Consider the following 17,311-nt stretch of genomic DNA (forward strand, 5'->3'; position numbering starts at 1 on the left):
CCTATCGACAGGTGGCGGGCGCGCTCGTGGTAGGTGTCAGGCGCAATTGCGAAGGTTGCAGGCGCGGCATCGGCAGGCGACAGACGCGCATATGAAGGTGTCAGGCGCGGTAACCACAGCGACTCGGGGGCGTCGAAACGCGCCTGTGACCTATCGGTGCGTCGAGGAGACTCCGGAACCGCCCCATCCTATAGGATACAGGCGCGTTTCGGGGCTGCCGGGATAGGGCACAGGCGCGCTTCGACTCGTTGGATTCTCTAGGTGTCAGGCGCGCTCGATGAGCCGGACCACCCGGTAGGTCGCAGGCGCGCTCCGCCGCAGCGCGGAATCTCCAGCTTGCGGAGCCTGGAAAGGATTTGCCGGCGCGCTCGTGCGACCGGGCCAACCCTTGGGGGCCATGTGGTGGCGAAGCGTGGCGCGACGCCATCACCGCGTTGAAGGGGCCGTCCGATTCGGCCCTGTGCCGGCCTGTTCTTCGGCAAGCGCGCCTGTGACCTACTGCCTGTGCGCCCGTTGCCTACCGGAAGCGCGCCTGCCACCTACAGCATGCGCGCCTGTCACCTATGGTTCTGCGCGCGACGTCGTTGCGTTGGGCGGCGGAAGAGACATAGGCTTGGTGTTCAGGATTTCGGAGAGGCACCAGATGTCGGGGCAGATCGTCGTCAAGCAGCGCCGTATGGAGACGCCGGGCCAGACCGTCCAGGGCACGCTGTTCGAACACATCGACGCGACCACGGGCCGGCGCCACAGCGTCAACATGGTGTCTCTGTACGATCTGGCTCCGAAGTACATTTTCGACAGCCCTGAATCGAAGGCCAACGGGCAGGCGGCGCACAGCCTGGAGCCCCGCGATCCCGCGGCTCAGGACGATCGCCTGCCGATGATCCACCGTCAATTCTCCTTCGCCGATCAGATCTACCACCTCACGGTCGTTCCGGCGCGCATCCAGCGCCGGGTGAAGGGCAAGGACGGCCGTTTCGTTCGTGACGCCGACGGGGCTCAGGTGGTGGAGGAGATCGACGCCTATCCGGGCGAGCGCGAACAGATCATCGAGGACGTGATCCGCAAGCTGGCCTCGGACCCGGCGCGCCTGTCGGTGGACAACGGCGAGGCGATCCTGCGCTTCTCGCTCTACGAGGTCTGGCAGGAGCTTCGCTCCGTCCGGCACACCCTCAGCATTCCGGAGATCAAGGAAGCGCTGATGATCATGCGGCGCTGCACGGTCCAGATCGAGCGCCGCGGCCGCCGCAAGGTCATGATGGATTCCGGCATCTTCGCCGGCCTCGGGTTGCGGCAGCGTCCCAGCGAGACGGACGACGCCGACGATGCCTCGATCCTCGATGACGAGAGCAGCGACGCGGAGACCTTCGTCCAATTCAACATGATGCTTCGCGAGGCGATCCGCCGGGTCGACTGGCACTCGATCTCCTACGAAGCCCTGATGAAGATCCGCAACCCGTTCTCGCGCTGGCTGTTCAAGCGCATCGCGGAGACGCTGAGGCAGGACCCCTCGCAGTCGGTCGTCAGCATCACCGCCCGCGACATCATCCGCGATTCCGGAATGTCGGAGTGGTCGCGGTTCCGCGACATGCGGCTGCGGATTCACGACGTCGTCAAGGCGCTCGCCGACACGCAGATCGGGGCACTCGACCGCATCGAGATCGAGGAGATCAAGGAGGGGCGGAAGTACGTCGACGTCGAGTACAACCTTTATCCCTCCCAGTCCTTCCTCGACCAGATCCGTCGCGCGGTGGCGGAGCGGACCGTCAACGAACGCGAACTCACCCTGGTGGTCGACAACGACGATCTCGACGAGAGCGGGCGCCCCAAGCGTTTCGTTCCGGTCACTCCCGAGGTGGCCAACCAAAGCCGCCGTCGCCGTCGCGCGGCGCTGCCGAAGGGTGGCGACGGGCAGATGCCTCTGCTGGACATCGTCAAGTAAGCGTAGGCAGGGGGGGCAAATGTGAACAGCCCCCGCCCTCTCCCGCCCGCCCGATAGGCAGGCCGGGCGGTGCGGCGAGCCGATTCATTCGGCGAGGAGCGCCGCCAGCTTCTTCTGAACCGCCTCGAGAGCGGACCGTTCGGCGGCGCCGATGCCCTCACGGTTGTCCTCAAGCTTGGCAACCATGTGAATCAGCCCCCGAACCGCAGCACCGGCCGCGCGTCTCCTGAGCAAGAGGCCATCCGGCTCCTTGCGCTTCATCTCCTGACGCTGCTCGGTGATCGCCTTCGCCGTCGCTCCCCTTCTGGCGAGGCTCCACAGCTTGCGCTGCCCGTCTTCGCTGGGCGCGGCGGCGACTTCCTCCAGCGTGGTCTGCGGAACGCGGTCGGAGAGGGTCATGTACTCGTCGAGCACGTCCGGCGGCAGAGTGAGGATGCCGAGCGCCCGCGAGATCGCCGCGGGAGTCTTGCCGATCACTTCGGCCAGCTTTTCCTGGGTGTAGCCGTGCTTGTTGCGAAGGCCGTCAAGCGAGCGGGCCGTTTCGACCGCGTTCAGCGATTTGCGCTGCAGATTGTCGACCAGCGCCAGCTCGTCAGGGTCTCCCGAGAGCACCCGCGCGAAGATCGTGGTTCGGCCCAGCAACTCGAAAACCCGCAGGCGCCGTCCGCCGCCGACCAGGGCGTAGCCGTTGCCGCCTCCGGGGGTCACCAGGATCGGGTACATCAGGCCATGCCGCAGGATGGACTGCCGCAGTTCGGCGAGGGAAGCATCGTCCTGCACGGCGCGCGGCTGGTGCGCGTGGCGGTCGATGCGGTCGATGTCCAGTTCGAGCACCGAGGGGAAGTCGTCGGAGAGGCCGAACGCCTTCGGCGCCGGTCCCGTCACCTCGGCCGATGCGGTCAGGTCGGTGCGGCGGGCGAGCTTACGCGACATGGGCCTTCATCTCCTTGGCGGCGGCGCGGGCGGCGGCGGCGATCTCCTCGAAGACGGCGCGTCCGGGGATGCTCTTGACGGCGGCGAGAGGTATCACGCCCGACGCCGCCGCCTGCGCGAACACGGTCGCTCTCGGAATGGGATCGAAGATGCGGTAGCGATCGCCGTAGCCCCGGCGCAGATCCTCCAGCGTCGCCTGGTCCTGGGTCAGGCGGGCGGAGAACAGCGTGGGGAGGATGCCCAGCATGCGCAGCCCGGGATTGCGGCGCCGCCGCAGATTCTCCAGGGATTGCAGCACGTTTCGCAGGCCGACGAGCGCCAACGCCTCGGTCTGGCACGGCACCAGCAGAAGGTCCGATGCCTCGAGCGCGCTGACGGTGACGGCGCCCAGGTTCGGAGCAGTGTCGAGGACGATGAAGTCGTAGTGTTTCCGGACTTCGCCGATGCGCTGGCGGAGGGGCGCCAGCTTGCCAAGGGCAAGTTCGACGTCGGCGTCGGCCAGGCTCATGAAGGCGGGAAGGAGGTCGAGCCGCGGCTCCGGGGTTTGGATGATGTAGTCGGTGAAGGGCTTGTCGTCCGCCAGGGCGTAGTACAGGGTCCGGCGTTCGACCTCCATCTGGTCCATCTGGGTCGGCGAGTAGCCGAGATGGACGGTGGCGCTGCCCTGGCTGTCGCAGTCGATCAGCAGAACCTTCGCCCCCTGGGCGAGCAGGCAATAAGCGATGCACAGGGCCGAGGTCGTCTTCGAAACGCCTCCTTTCGCCGATCCACACATCACGACGGTGGCGTGGCGCGGCCGGTCGGTGCTGCGCTCGGTCTCGACCGCGTCCACGACCGCTTTGGGGGTCCGTTCCGATCCGCTTTCCCAGCGTGAGATCTGAGCCCGGTCGTATTTGCGGCCGAGGCTATTGTTGAGCCAAGCCGCCAGCTCGGTCTGGCTCCATCCGCGCTCCTCGCGCAGCCCCTTGAGGCTTTCTCCGGCCATGGTTCGTGGGGTCTCCCGTCCGCCTGTCCGGCCGCATCCTTCGTTACACCCTCAACATTGTCAACGGGATTTTCCCAAGATTGCCTCAACAGAGCGACTTCGCCCTCCAATCCGGGAAGTTGCGCATTGTCCGATAGTGCGCAGCTTTTGCGAGCTTAAATCGACTTAACCTCAGCCGGTCCGCTTCCGGGCAACGCATCGCCGGAGGCGGCCCGGACGTTGATCCAAACGCGGTGCCCTGGCCGGAGGATCGGGCACGGTCGTCGAGCAAGCGATCCGGGAGCCGCTCGGCTGGGCCACGCCGCGGTCGGGTCGTTATAGAAAATTTCGACGGCGAAGTATTGTTTCCCCGGAGAAACTTAAAGATTGTCTTTTGAAAGATATCATCAATTGCAAGTAAGCGCCTCTTGGCTTTAATCTCCGCGAACCAATTCGGGGCTCGGGCAGGTGATCGGTTGAAGGAGTACGGCGCGGTGAAGGCAGGTTTGTTGAAGAAAGGGGTGGCCCGGCTGGGCGGGGCATTCCTGATCGCGGCGGCCGCTCTGGCGGGTGCCGGAGCGCAGCAGAAGGCCGAGGCGGCATCGACGCTGGTCTTCTGTTCGGAAGGCAACCCGGACAATCTGGCCCCGGCGCTGGCCCGCACCAACACCAGTTTCGACGCGATTCTGCACGCCTACGACACGCTGGTGCGCTTCGACGCGGAATCGAAGAGCATCGTGCCCGCGCTGGCGGAATCCTGGACCATCTCGCCGGACGGCACCGTCTACACGTTCAAACTGCGGCCCGGCGTGCGCTTCCACGACACGCCCGGCTACACGCCGACGCGCACGCTGACCTCCGCCGACGTGCTGTTCAGCTTCTTCCGGCAGTGGCACAAGGACCACCCGTACCATTCGGTCGGAAACGGGGCCTACAACTACTTCAACGACCTCTCCATGGGATCGATGCTCAAGTCGATCGAGGCGGTGGACGACCTGACGGTGCGCTTCACCCTCAACCGGCCGCAAGCGCCCTTCCTGGCCAACCTGTCGATGGTCTTCGCCGCCATCACCTCGGCGGAATACGCCGACACCATGGCCAAGCGCGGCACGCCGGAGCTGTTCGATCTGGAGCCGGTGGGTACCGGCGCCTTCCAGCTTCTCTCCTATCAGAAGGACAACCTGCTCCAGTACAAGGCGTTCGAGGGGCATTGGGCGGGGCGCCCGCCGCTGGACAATCTGGTCTTCGCCATCACCCCCAACGCCACGGTCCGCTTGAACCGGCTGCAGGCCGGCGAATGCCACGTCATGCCTTATCCCAATCTGACCGACCTGCCGAAGATCCGGAACAGCCAATCGCTGACCCTGCTGCGGCAGGAGGGCTACAACGTCGCCTTCCTCACCTTCAACGTGGAGAGGAAGCCGCTGGACGACGTGCGGGTGCGCCGGGCGATCAGCATGGCCATCGACAAGGAAACGCTGGTGGACGCGCTCTACGGCGACACCGGGCGCACGGCGAAGAACCCCCTGCCGCCGACGAGCTGGGGCTACAACGACGCCATCACGGACATCCCCTACGACCCCAAGGGCGCGAGCCAGCTTCTGGCCGAGGCCGGCCACGCCAACGGCTTCGAGATCGAGTTGTGGCACATGCCGGTGGCCCGCCCCTACATGCCCGCCGGCAAGCGGGCGGCGGAAATGATGGCCAACGACCTGGCCCAGGTCGGCGTCAAGGCGACCCTGGTGACCGACGACTGGTCGGTCTACATGAAGAGGCTGATGAACGGCGACCACCAGCTGGGCATGATCGGCTGGACCGGCGACAACAGCGACCCGGACAATTTCCTCTACACGCTGCTGAGCTGCGAGGGGGCCCGCAAGGGCGGCGGCAACATGGGCAAATGGTGCGACCGCTCCTTCGACGACCTCATCACCGAGGCCAAGCAGACCACCGACGTCGCCAAGCGCACCGCCCTGTACCACCGGGCGCAGGAGGTGTTCAAAGACCAGGCTCCATGGCTGCCGCTGGCCCATTCCATGGTGTTCATGGTGCTGCGCGAGGAGGTGAAGGGCTATCGGATGAATCCCTTCGGCCTGCACCTGTTCCACCGCGTCGATCTCGCCCGGTGAGCGGCGGCGCGCGGTGACGATCCGTACCAACATCGCCCAGCGGATCGCCGCGGTCGGCGGCATGCCGGTGCTGGTGGCGGCGGCCATCGCCATCGTCGCATGGTTCCTGCTGCAGCAATCCGACCGCGCCAACGGTTCGGTGGTCACCGCCGGCACGATCTACCGCGAACTGCTGGGGGCGGAGGCGGCGCGCTCCGACTATCTGAACACGGCGGCCAGCCGGCGGGCGGCGCAGGCCGTCCGCTTCGACGCCCACACCGGCGAGGCGCGCCGCCAGCTCGACGCTCTGGCCGACGCAACGGAAGACGATGCGCTGGAAGGCGCCGTCAGCGAGACGCGGCGGATTCTGGACCGCTACACCACGCAGATGGAGGAGCTGAAGGCGGTCACGGAGCAGAACGATGCCCTGATCGGCGCCATGGCCCAGCAGGCGGCCCTGCTGATCGACATCACCGACGCCGCCCGCCAGCGCCAGAATCTCGCCAACCTCGGCTATGCCGAGACCGTCGCCGACTCCGACCGCCGCTTGAGCCTGCACCGCGACGTTCTGGACAACGCCCGCAGCATCTACGCCGCGCTGGCCGGGCTGTGGCGGCACGAGGCGGCACGGCTGTCCCAGGGGGCCGGACAGACTCAAGGCGGCGGCGCGACGTCCAGAAACGCCGACTCGCACGACACCGGCGTGCTGATGCTGCGCCTGAGCAACAGCGCGGAGGCGCTGGAGGAAGCACTGGAGCGGGCCGCCGCCGCGGAAGGGCGTGGGAGCCGGGGGCCGAAGCGCATCGTCGCGGCGGTCTCGCAGGTGTCCGGCGCGTTGATGGACGGCGGCGACATCCGGGACAGCGCGCAGGAGCTGGAAAAGCGCATCGACCAGATCCTGAACGTCTATGGCACGGCCTACGCCGCCACGCTGAACGAGGTCACCGAACTCACCGCCCATGCCGTGTCGGCCAACGAGACCGAACAACAGGCGCAGGGCGTGACCATCGCCGTGCTGAAGCTGGCGCACAGCACCGCCGACGCGGTCGGCAATCGGGACATCGGCGCGACCATCGCGCTGATCGCGGACGGCGCCGCGGTGGAGGAGCAGATCGCGCGGATCGCCCTGCCCCCGCTGGTTCGCGGCGGCATGATGTCCGCCGTGGCCGGCTGGCGGGACAGCCTGGACAAGGTGCGCGATGGGCTGAGCATCCAGGATCTGATGATCGCCCAGATGGACGGCGATGCGAAGGAGATGGCGTCGGGCGCCAGCGCGCTGAACGACATCTTCCGCAGCAACGCCGAAACCATCGGGGCCTTCCTGCGGTCGGCGCTCGTGCTCGGCGCCACCGCCGGCCTGCTGTTGGCCATCGCCGGGGCCTTCTACGCCGCGCGCTCGATCACCCGTCCGCTGGACCGCCTGCAAAGGCAGATGGTCCATCTGGCCGGAAACCCGCTGACCGGCGACATCGTGGACACCGGACGCCAGGACGAGGTCGGGGCCATGGCCCGCTCGGTGCAGCATTTCGTCACCGAGATCGCCCAACGGGAAACCGCCCTGCACGAGGCCAAGAACCAGGCGGAGGAGGCGACGCGGGCGAAGTCCTCCTTCCTGGCAGTGATGAGCCACGAGATCCGCACACCGATGAACGGCGTGACGGCGATGGCCGAGATGCTGGACCAGACCGACCTGACCGAGGAACAGCACGGCATGCTGGGCGTCATCCGGTCTTCGGCCCAGGCGCTTCTCATCATCATCAACGACATCCTCGACTTCTCCAAGATCGAGGCGGGCAAGCTGGAGATCGAATCCGTTCCCTTCTCCCCCCTGGAGGTGGTCGAGGAGTCGGCGGAGCTGGTAGCCGGGCGCATCGAGGAAAAGGGGCTTCAGCTGTCCGTCGATGTCGGGCCGTGCGTTCCCGACCGGCTGACCGGCGATCCGACGCGCGTGCGGCAGATCCTCATCAACCTGATGGGCAACGCCGTCAAATTCACCGAGAAGGGCAGCGTCGCCGTGACGGTCAGCGCCGAACCGCGTTCCGCCACGGATGGTGCCACGGATGACGGAGTGATGCTGCGCTTCGCCGTGACCGACAGCGGCATCGGCCTGACCGAGGAGCAGCGGGCCAAGCTGTTCCAGCCCTTCCAGCAGGCCGACAGTTCCACCTCGCGCCGCTTCGGCGGCACCGGGCTGGGGCTGACCATCTGCCACAAGCTGTGCACCATGATGGGGGGCGGCATCGGGGTGGATTCGGTGTTCGGCGAGGGCTCCACCTTCTGGTTCGAGCTGCCCTTCGCGGTGGCCGCTCCCTCCGCCGACTGCCCGCAGCCGCGAACGCCAGCGGCCCCGGCGGTGGCGGTGGACGACGCCCGCGTGGTGGCCATCGGCTTCGATGGGGACGGGCGCCGGGCGCTGCAGGGCATCCTGGCCGCCGCCGGCATCGCCCCGCTGGGCTGGTACGATCTGAACGGCGGCCTTGAGGCGGTGACCGAGACCCGGGTCGGTCCGGCGGATCAGTCCGCTCTTGGCGGCGAGGCCGGGCGTCTGGTGGTGCTGGTCAATGGCGGGGTTCAGTCCGAAGCCGCCATCGCCTGCTGCCGCGCCATCGTGCAGTCCCCCGCCTTCGCCGACGGTCCCATCCCCGCGGTCATCCTGGCCGTTCCGCGGGCGCTGGCCTCCACCATGTCGGAAGCCGACCGCATCGGGCTGCTGTGCGCCGTCAATCTGCCTTTGCGGCGGCGGCGGGTCTGGCTGGCCATCGCGGCGGCGCTGGGCCGGGCCAGCCTGGAACGGCGGTCGGAACCGCGGGAGCATGACGCCGCCGGCTGGGAACCGCCGCCCATCGAGACCGCCATCGCGGCCGGTGCGCTGATCCTGGTCGCGGAGGACAACCCGATCAACCAGACGGTGATCCGCCGCATGCTGAACAAGCGCGGCTACGCCATCGAAATGGCCGACAACGGCGCCCGCGCGCTGGAAATGCTGCAGCCGGGCCGCCATGGCCTGCTGCTGACCGACTTCCACATGCCGGAGATGGACGGCTTCGGCCTGACCCACGCCATCCGCGCCCGCGAGCGGGAGCTGGCGGAGGCGTTGGGCGCCGGTGCCGTGACCCGGCTGCCCATCGTCGCCCTGACCGCCGATGCTCTGCCGGGCACCCAGCAGCGCTGCCTGGAAGCGGGGATGGACGGCTATCTGACGAAGCCCATCGAATCCCGGCTGCTGGCCGAAACGCTGGACCGCTTCCTGCCGCAAGCCCGCTCGCTGCGCCTGCCGGCCCGGCGCCCGCCCGCCAAGCCGGAGCCGGTGGCCGTTGCGCTGCCTGCGCCGAGTTGGGCGGACGCCGACATCGACCCGCAGATCTTCGACCTCGGCCAGCTGGGCCAGAATTTCGGCCGCGACGACCCGGACGCCATGGTTTTCCTCGGCGATTTCCTAAGCATGGCGCCGGGGTTGATCCAGGCCGCCGTGACGGCGCTGGAGGCCGGAGCCGCCGGGGAAGCCCGCGACGCGGTCCATGCGCTGAAGGGGGCGGCCCTGTCGATCGGGGCGGCCCGGCTGGGCCGGCTGGCCGCCGACACCCAGGACCTGCTGGACGCCGGGGACGCGGAGACCGCCGCGCTTCTCGCCAGCATGCTGGACGCCACCCTGGACGAGCTGATCACCGCGACCGCCGCGATGCGGGCGTCGCACAGTCCCGCACCGACGTCTTGAACAAGGGCAGCCCACCATGGCGGTAGATTACTCGAAGTTGAGCATCCTGATCGTCGAGGACGACAACTTCACCCGAGGCCTGATCCGTAAGGTGCTGAAGGAGATCGGCGTCCGCTCGATCGCGGAATCCTCCAACGGCAAGGATGGGCTGATGGAGGTGGTGCGCACACGCCCGGACATCGTCTTCTGCGACATCCACATGGCGCCGATGAACGGCAAGCAGTTCCTGCAGGGCGTGCGGGGGATCAAGGTCAAGGATGTGGACAAGACCCCGGTGATCTTCCTGACCGGCGACGCCGACCTCAGCACCGTGCGCTTCGCCAAGGAACACAACGTCAACGGCTATCTGGTGAAGCCGATCAGCCTCGCCAAGCTGCGCGACAGCATCGACGCGGTGGTGTCCAGCAACACGGGAATGACGCAATGGCTGACCTGAAACCAGCCTGAACCCGCCGTCGCAACCGCCCTGAAGCCGGCGTTGCGCGTTCTGCCGCAGGTTAGATGGGCGGGTGAGGAACGCTTCGGTTTGAGCGACGCCACGCGGCGGCCCGGCCACCCGCGCTCCACAGCCATGGGCAAAACCAGCTTCCGAGGCTTCTTGAAAAAACGCGGAGCGAGCGCCGGTCAACGACCGCAGCTGTGATTTTTAATGCAAATAGGAATCACTTGCAATTTCAATTCCTGATTGGCAGAACATGGCCTTTCTCCACCAAATCGGATTGGCGCGCCATGATTGGAACCGCACCGATGGCAGAAACCGCCTTTCACGGGCTGGCCTTCGCCGCGACCCTGGTCGGAATCGTCTGTTTCTACCTTTCGGCACCCCGCCAGCAATGGCTGATCCGTCCGCTGGCCGGTCGCCGCAGCCGCATAATCGGGACGCTCGCACTGCTGGAAGGGTGGCTGCTGTGGTCGGTGGTGATGCATCCGGTAACCGCGCTGTTCACCAGCCTCACCGTCGCGATGCTGGTCCTCACCATCCTGCCGTTCGCCGCCGCCGCCCGCGGAGCCTTGCCCGCGCGCCGGGAGGGCTGAGCGATGGCCGACACATCCGCCGCCCGCAACACGCAGGCCCCGATCCATCCTGACTGGTGGAGCAAGAGCGTGGCCGGGGTGGTCCTGGGATTCTCGCTGGCCATCGCCCTGTCGGGACTGTTCGCCTGGATCGGCCCCGGCGGGCCGGCCGCGGTGAACAAGCTGCAATTCATCATGTGGCTCGTCGTTCCGATCTGGCTGGGGGTGGTCAGCGTCTGCTTCCTGTTCCGCAGCGGGCGTCAGGCCTGGCTGTGGCTGGGCTGCGCCAACATCCTGGCCCACACAGCGCTGCTCGCCGCGCGCAGCCCGCTGTTGCACTGACCCTTCGCCCACCCGTCCCGCCCTCACAGCCGCGAGCCGAGCCATGGCCATCCGCACCGACGTCGTGCGCATCTACCGTCAGGTCCACACCTGGACCGGCATCCTGACCGGGTTGATCCTGTTCGTCTGCTTCTATGCCGGCGCCCTGACCATGTTCAAGGAACCGCTGGAGCGCTGGATCACGCCGCCAGCGGCGGTGACTCCGGCGACGCTCGACCGGGCGGAGGATCTGGTCGCCGCCACGCGCGCCCTGCGGCCGGAGGTGCGGGACTTCACCCTGGCTGTGGAACCGGCGCTGGCCGGAGAGGCGCCGCTGCGCCTGACCTGGACCGAGGAACGCTTCGACCCCGCCCCCTGGGCCGCCACCCTGGCGCCGGACGGGAGCGTGGCGGTGGAGCAGCTCAACCCGTCGGGCATCGGGCTGCTGGTGGATTTCCTGCACCGCACCGTGGGCATTCCGGGCGATCTGGACATCGGCACCATGGTGACCGGCATCGCCAGCGCGCTCTACGTCGTGGCCCTGGTGTCGGGCGTGATCATCCTGCTGCCGTCGCTGGTCAAGGACTTCCTGATCCTGCGCGTTACCCGGAACGTGAAGCGCCTGTGGCTGGACGCCCACAACGTGCTGGGACTGATCAGCCTGCCCTTCCACATCGTCATCGCCCTGTCGGCGGTGGTGTTCGGGCTGCACGACCACATCTACGACACGCTGGACCGTGTGGTCTATGGCGGGCAGATGCGCGCCGTGGCGGCGGCCAGCAGCCCCTTCCGCACCGTATCAAAGGACATGGGCCCGGCGGGGATGCTCCCGCCCAAGGAGTTCCTGACGCGCGTCCACAGCCTCGCCCCCGGTTTCCAGCCGGTCAGCCTGGAGTACCACGACGCCGGCACCGGGGCCGCCACCGTGCGCGTCTGGGGCCATGACCCGCGCTATCTGGTGCGGCGGGAGGGCTTCGTCCTGATGGGCGCGGTGGATGGCCGGATCATCGACACCCAATACATGCCGGGCCACCAGAACGGATGGTCGGCCACCGTCTCGGCCTTCTTCGCGCTGCATTTCGGGACCTTCGGCGGCGGCATCGTGCGCTGGTCCTACTTCCTGCTCGGGCTGGCCGGAGCGGCGCTGTTCTACACCGGCAACCTGCTGTGGATCGAATCGCGGCGGCGCACGGAGCGGCAGGCGAAAGGCCGGTCGGCCAGCGGCCCGGTCGAGCAGAGCCGCACCACGCGCCTGCTGGCCGCCGGGACGGTCGGGGTCTGCCTGGGCTGCGTGGGCGGCCTGTCGCTGACCATCGCCGCCGGAAAATGGCTGAGCGGTCTGGTGGACGACCTGCACGCCTGGCATTGGGGCATCTACTACGCGGCTTTCCTGGGAGCCTGCGCCTGGGCCTTCCTGCGCGGGGCGGCCCGCGCCGGGGTGGAGCTTTTGCGGGCCAGCGCGGCGGCCACAGCCGCCATTCCGGCGACGTCGCTGCTCGGTCTCGTCACGCCGGGTCTTTGGGTGTCGGATGGGCTGGTCGGTGTCGATCTGGTGGCGCTGGCCGGCGCCCTGGCCTTCGTCGCCCTGGCCCGCAGCGCGGAGCGGCGCGCCCAAACCGGCCCGCGGGACAGCGTTTGGGCCTCCCCGGTTGAGCGCTCGGACTCGGAGATGGGCATCCAGCCGCTGGCCAACCCGGCGGAGTGATCCCCTCACGAGTGATGGGGCTCGCCGGAAAGACAACTTCGCCGAGTCATAGTCCTTGCAGCGAAAAGGGATATGCACTAACAATCGGAAGAAGTAGTTGAGAATGAGTCGCATTAGCAACTACGCATTTGTCTAATCAGGGGATATGAGTATGACCAATCGCACATCGGGGGCGTGTGCAGAGGAAGGAACGGCAGCCGGCCGTCCGGTGGCTGCGGTGAAATCCGCAACCATGGTGGGTGCGGCGTTGGCGGCCGCGCTGGCGGGGGGAACGCCGGCGCTGGCCCAGCAGGCCGCCGCGCAAGGGGCGCCCGCCGCCGTCCAGACGCTGGGACCGGTGACGGTGACGGCGACCGGCACGGCACAGAGCACGCTGACCGCTCCCGCTTTCACCACCGTCATCACGTCGGAGGATCTGAAGAGAGAGGGCGTCGCCTCCTCCGGCCTGCCGGAAGTCCTGGGCCGCTCGGTGGGCGTGAACGACCGCACCGACGCCACGGGCCGCGACGAGGTGGTGATCCGCGGCATGGGCCAAAACTACTCGCTGGTGCTGGTGAACGGGCGCCGCGTCTCCACCTCCGACGCGCTGTGGCGGGGCGGCGACTTCGACTACCACTCGATCCCGATGTCGGCCATCGAGCGGGTGGAGGTCGTGCGCGGCCCGATGTCGGCGCTCTACGGCTCCGACGCCATCGGCGGCGTGGTCAACATCATCACCAAGAAGCCGACCGACAAGTGGTCGGGCGAGATCAACGGCGACTACCGCGTCGTCGAGCCGGGCCGCGGCGGCACCCAGTACCGCACCGGCCTGTACGCCGCCGGCCCGATCGTGGACAAGGTCTCGGCCTCGGTCTCCGCCGAGTATTTCAACCGGCAGGCCTGGTATGACGACTCCCGCTACAACGGCGTCGTTCCGGTCCTGGAAAAGAAGAATCTGGCGAACCTGCTGACCACGCTGGCTTTCGACGTGACCGAGAACCAGACGCTGGAGGCCAATTACGGCCTGAACCGCGACAACCGGCCGCGCGGCTACTACGACCGCTGGCTCTCCTCCCAGAAACAGGAGATCGTCCGCAACACCTTCGGCGCCGCCCATCGCGGCAACTGGGGCTGGGGCGACACGCTGGTGGAGGCCAATTACGAAGACGGCCGCATCGACGACTTCAACTCCGCCTTCAACGCGCCGCAGCAGCGGCACCTGAAGGAGAAGAACCTCTTCCTGCACGGCCGCTCCAACTTCCAGCTCGGCTTCAACCGGCTGACCGCGGGTGCGGAATACCGCAAGCAGACGGTGGAGGACCCCAACACCTTCCTGCAGTCCGGCAAGTCGGAAATTGGGCAGAAGGCCGTCTATCTCCAGGACCAGATCGGGCTGATCGACGGGCTGACCCTGACGGTCGGCACCCGCTATGACCACCACGAGATCTTCGGCGGCAACTTCACCAGCCGCGCCAACGTCGTCTACGCGCTGACCGACGCGCTGTCGCTGAAGGCCGGCGTCAGCCAGGGCTACAAGGCTCCGGACGCCTACCAGCTCAGCCGCGAATACCGGATCGTCAGCTGCGGCGGCCGCTGCTTCCTGTCGGGCAACCCGGACCTCGAACCGGAGACCAGCACCAACTACGAGATCGGCCTGGAAACCCGCTATGACCGCTGGGACGGCAGCGTCGTGCTGTTCCACAACAAGGTCAAGGACATGATCCAGGCGGTCTACGATCCGGTGGCCGTCGCCCGCAATTGGAGCAACATCAACAACGTGGACATCTCGGGCGTCGAGGTGACCGGCTCCGTCAGCCTGACGCCGAAGCTGCTGCTGTCGGGCAACTACACCTACCTCTACACCGAGCAGAGCAACGGTGCGGAGCTGGACTACCGTCCGCGCCACAAGATCAACGCCTCCCTGACCTGGCAGGCGCTGGACACCGTCAGCACGTCGGTGTCGACCAGCTACACCGGCCCGCAGCTCCAGGGCACCAGCAAGATGCCCGGCTACACCCTGCTCAACTGGGGAGTCAGCGCCGACGTCACCGAGGCGCTGACCGTCGGGGCCGGCGTCAAGAACATCACCGACGTCATCCTCAGCGAGAAGAACGTCAACTTCACGTCGGTGGAGGTGGGACGCAACTACTACGTCTCCGCCAACTACCGCTTCTGATCAGCCGCCGCCCGTCCCCGGCTTGCTCCGGGGGCGGGCGCGCCCGCCTTCTGAAAGCCGCCTTCGGTCCCGTTGCCGCGGGCGTCGGTGCCGGAAAGGACCGCCGATGATCCTGTCGAACCTTTTCGTCGATGTCAGCCTCCTGAAGACCAACCCCGATTTCCGCCGCGTGCTGATCGCCCGGACGATTTCGCTGATGGCGCTCGGTCTGCTGTCGGTGGCGGTGCCGCTTCAGGTCTATGCCCTCACCGGGTCGAGCCTTCAGGTCGGGATGGCCGCCGCCTGCGACGGCGTGGGCATGTTCCTGGGTCTGCTGCTGGGCGGCGTGCTGGCCGACCGGATGGACCGCCGCCGCCTGATCCTGTTCGCCCGCAGCGTCTGCGGCCTGGGATTTCTCGGGCTGGCCGCCAACGCGGCGCTGCCCTCCCCGTCCCTTCCGGCGATCTACGCCCTGTCCTTCTGGGACGGCTTCTTCGGAGCCATCGGAGTCAACGCCCTGCTGGCGGCGATGCCCCATCTCGTCGGGCGCGCCAATCTGGTGCAGGCCCGCGCGCTGGGCATGCTGTCGATGCGCGTCGCCACCATCCTGTCGCCGGCACTGGGCGGCCTGCTGATCGCCGGGATGGGCGTCGGCTGGGTCTATCTGCTGACGGCGCTGGGCACCGGGCTGACCGTCCTGACCCTGCTCGGCCTGCCCCGGATGATGCCGCAGGGCGAGGCCGGGGAGAATCCGCTGCGCGCCATGGCGCAGGCCTTCGCCTTCCTGTTCGGGCACAAGGTGATCGTGAGCGTGGTCGCGCTCGGCTGCCTGACCACCGTCGCCACCTCCATCCGCATCCTTTTCCCGGCTTTGGTCGAGGAGGTGTTCGGCGGCGGCGCCTTCGAGACCGGGCTGATGTACAGCGCCGTCCCCATCGGGGCGACGCTGGGCGCGGCACTCAGCGGCTGGGCCGCGCGGCTGGAGCGTCCGGGTCCGGTGATGGGCGGCGCCTGCATGGGCGCCTTCGCCTGCGTCGCCGTGATCGGGGCCGTGGGAAGCCTCTATGTGGCGCTGCCGCTGCTGGTGCTGTTCGGCTATGCCACCTCCATCGCCTCGCTTCTGGAATACAGCATGGTGCAGGGCCACACGCCCGACCATTTGCTGGGCCGCGTCAACAGCCTGTGGACCGCCCAGGACGTGTTCGGCGACAGCGCCGGCACCATCGGCATGGGCCTGCTGGCGACGCTGCTGAGCCCCGCCGTGGGAATCCTGGCGCTGGGCTTAGGCGCATTGGCGCTCGCCGCCGCCGTGACCGCCACCGCCACCACGATGCGCGGAGCGCCGATGAGCGACCCCGCCCTGGAGGGAACCGGATGATGACCCGCGCCATGCCGATCCTGCTGACCGCCGCCCTGCTCGCCGCCGCGCTTCCCGCCGCCGCCCAGACGCGGGTGAAGGTGACGGCGGTGGTCGCCGCCCCCGTCCGCCAGGCATTGCATCTCCCCGGCACGCTGGTGTCGCCGCGGAGCAGTGCCCTGTCCGCCCAGGTCGAAGGCCGGGTGGACGCCCTTCTGGTCGAGGCCGGAGACCGGGTGGAAGCCGGGCAACCGCTGCTGCGGCTGGACGACACCGTCGCCCGGCTGGAACTGGAGCGGCTGGAACATTCCCTGGCCGAGGCCGAGCACCTCCAGCGCGACGCCCTGCGGCTGGCCCGCGAGGCGGAGGCGCTGGCCGGCGTGCAGAGCGTCTCGCAGTCCCGCTTCCGCACGCAGCTCGCCCAGGCCGCCATCGAGGAGGCCAAGGTCCGCCAACTCCGCGCCGCTGTCGCCATCCAGCGCGAGCAGGTGGCGCGCCACGGGCTGACCGCGCCCTTCGCCGGGGTGGTGACCGAACGGCGCACCGAACGCGGGCAATGGGTGGGGTCCGGCGGCTCGGTGCTTCAACTCGCCGCCACCGACCCGCTGCGCGTCGTGGTCGATGTGCCGGAGCGCCAGCACGGGCGCATCGAAGCCGGCACGCCGGTCACCGTTCTGGTCGCCGACGCGCCGGAGGGGGCCGGCATCGCCACGGCGGTCGAGCGGGTGGTGCCCGCCGCCGATCCGGTCAGCCGCAGCTTCCGCGTCCACATCGCGCTTCCCAACCCCGAGGGGCGGCTGATGCCCGGCATGTCGGCGCGCGTCGGCGTCGCGCTCGGCCCGGCGCCGGGAACGGCGGAGATCGCGCTCCAGGTCCCGGCGGACGCGGTGCAGCGCCATCCCGACGGCAGCGCCCGTGTCTGGGTGGTGCAGCGCGGCGACGACGGGGCGGTGGCGCGCCCGGTGGCGGTGCGCACGGGCCGCCATTCCGGTGACCATGTGGAAATCCTCAGCCACGAGCTTCGCCCCGACGATCTGGTGGTCGTCCAGGGCAACGAGGGCCTGCGCCCCGACCAGCCGGTCGTGCCGGACATGGTGGGGTGAGGAGCCGGAGTGCGT

General features: G+C 68.2%; 12 protein-coding genes. 10 read left to right on the forward strand and 2 right to left on the reverse strand.

Annotated elements, in window-relative coordinates:
• Window positions 1–643: 643 nt before the first annotated feature.
• Window positions 644–1,942: a plasmid replication protein gene (locus JJL56_RS24350; RefSeq protein ID WP_200486626.1), complete on the forward strand. Its 1,299-nt coding sequence runs from the start codon at window positions 644–646 to the stop codon at window positions 1,940–1,942.
• 84 nt (window positions 1,943–2,026) lie between these two features.
• Here JJL56_RS24350 and JJL56_RS24355 read toward each other — a convergent pair whose 3' ends face one another.
• Both JJL56_RS24355 and JJL56_RS24360 read right to left on the reverse strand, forming a co-directional pair.
• On the reverse strand, window positions 2,027–2,875 hold the full coding sequence (locus JJL56_RS24355; protein WP_200486627.1) for a ParB/RepB/Spo0J family partition protein: 849 nt from the start codon (window positions 2,873–2,875) through the stop codon (window positions 2,027–2,029).
• Window positions 2,865–3,860, reverse strand: a complete 996-nt coding sequence (locus JJL56_RS24360) for an AAA family ATPase (RefSeq protein WP_200486628.1) — start codon at window positions 3,858–3,860, stop codon at window positions 2,865–2,867. The genes JJL56_RS24355 and JJL56_RS24360 overlap by 11 nt, the downstream gene beginning before the upstream one ends.
• A 473-nt stretch (window positions 3,861–4,333) precedes the next feature.
• On the opposite strand from JJL56_RS24360, the gene JJL56_RS24365 reads away from it, so the two are divergent.
• The 9 genes from JJL56_RS24365 to JJL56_RS24405 all read left to right on the forward strand — a co-directional run bounded on the left by JJL56_RS24365 (window position 4,334) and on the right by JJL56_RS24405 (window position 17,296).
• Entirely contained in the window at window positions 4,334–5,968 is a 1,635-nt protein-coding gene (locus tag JJL56_RS24365; RefSeq protein WP_345772631.1) for an ABC transporter substrate-binding protein, read from the forward strand.
• Between the two features lie 13 nt (window positions 5,969–5,981).
• Complete coding sequence (locus JJL56_RS24370) at window positions 5,982–9,662, forward strand: hybrid sensor histidine kinase/response regulator (protein WP_345772632.1); 3,681 nt, start codon at window positions 5,982–5,984, stop codon at window positions 9,660–9,662.
• Window positions 9,663–9,678: 16 nt separating this feature from the next.
• Window positions 9,679–10,098, forward strand: a complete 420-nt coding sequence (locus tag JJL56_RS24375; protein ID WP_200486629.1) for a response regulator — start codon at window positions 9,679–9,681, stop codon at window positions 10,096–10,098.
• 311 nt (window positions 10,099–10,409) lie between these two features.
• The gene (locus JJL56_RS24380) at window positions 10,410–10,697 is read left to right on the forward strand and encodes a hypothetical protein (RefSeq protein ID WP_200486630.1); all 288 of its coding nucleotides are present in this window, start codon (window positions 10,410–10,412) and stop codon (window positions 10,695–10,697) included.
• Between the two features lie 3 nt (window positions 10,698–10,700).
• Complete coding sequence (locus JJL56_RS24385; RefSeq protein ID WP_200486631.1) at window positions 10,701–11,018, forward strand: hypothetical protein; 318 nt, start codon at window positions 10,701–10,703, stop codon at window positions 11,016–11,018.
• 43 nt (window positions 11,019–11,061) lie between these two features.
• The gene (locus JJL56_RS24390) at window positions 11,062–12,702 is read left to right on the forward strand and encodes a PepSY-associated TM helix domain-containing protein (RefSeq protein WP_200486632.1); all 1,641 of its coding nucleotides are present in this window, start codon (window positions 11,062–11,064) and stop codon (window positions 12,700–12,702) included.
• Window positions 12,703–12,919: 217 nt separating this feature from the next.
• A complete protein-coding gene (locus JJL56_RS24395; protein WP_345772633.1) occupies window positions 12,920–14,857 on the forward strand; it encodes a TonB-dependent receptor domain-containing protein in 1,938 nt (645 codons plus the stop codon).
• Between the two features lie 106 nt (window positions 14,858–14,963).
• A complete protein-coding gene (gene entS, locus JJL56_RS24400; protein ID WP_200486633.1) occupies window positions 14,964–16,214 on the forward strand; it encodes an enterobactin transporter EntS in 1,251 nt (416 codons plus the stop codon).
• Complete coding sequence (locus JJL56_RS24405) at window positions 16,211–17,296, forward strand: efflux RND transporter periplasmic adaptor subunit (RefSeq protein ID WP_200486634.1); 1,086 nt, start codon at window positions 16,211–16,213, stop codon at window positions 17,294–17,296. Before entS ends, JJL56_RS24405 begins: the two co-directional genes overlap by 4 nt.
• The last annotated feature ends 15 nt before the right edge of the window (window positions 17,297–17,311 follow it).

Origin of the sequence: Azospirillum aestuarii (genome assembly GCF_016632405.1) — a bacterium.
Taxonomy (GTDB): Bacteria; Pseudomonadota; Alphaproteobacteria; order Azospirillales; family Azospirillaceae; genus Azospirillum; species Azospirillum aestuarii.

Bases quoted from the DNA above. Each gene is read 5' to 3' on its own strand.
- JJL56_RS24350 (WP_200486626.1), top strand. From the start codon at position 644: ATGTCGGGGCAGATCGTCGTCAAGCAGCGCCGTATGGAGACGCCGGGC.
- JJL56_RS24355 (WP_200486627.1), bottom strand. From the start codon at position 2,875: ATGTCGCGTAAGCTCGCCCGCCGCACCGACCTGACCGCATCGGCCGAG.
- JJL56_RS24360 (WP_200486628.1), bottom strand. From the start codon at position 3,860: ATGGCCGGAGAAAGCCTCAAGGGGCTGCGCGAGGAGCGCGGATGGAGC.
- JJL56_RS24375 (WP_200486629.1), top strand. From the start codon at position 9,679: ATGGCGGTAGATTACTCGAAGTTGAGCATCCTGATCGTCGAGGACGAC.
- JJL56_RS24380 (WP_200486630.1), top strand. From the start codon at position 10,410: ATGGCAGAAACCGCCTTTCACGGGCTGGCCTTCGCCGCGACCCTGGTC.
- JJL56_RS24385 (WP_200486631.1), top strand. From the start codon at position 10,701: ATGGCCGACACATCCGCCGCCCGCAACACGCAGGCCCCGATCCATCCT.
- JJL56_RS24390 (WP_200486632.1), top strand. From the start codon at position 11,062: ATGGCCATCCGCACCGACGTCGTGCGCATCTACCGTCAGGTCCACACC.
- entS (WP_200486633.1), top strand. From the start codon at position 14,964: ATGATCCTGTCGAACCTTTTCGTCGATGTCAGCCTCCTGAAGACCAAC.
- JJL56_RS24405 (WP_200486634.1), top strand. From the start codon at position 16,211: ATGATGACCCGCGCCATGCCGATCCTGCTGACCGCCGCCCTGCTCGCC.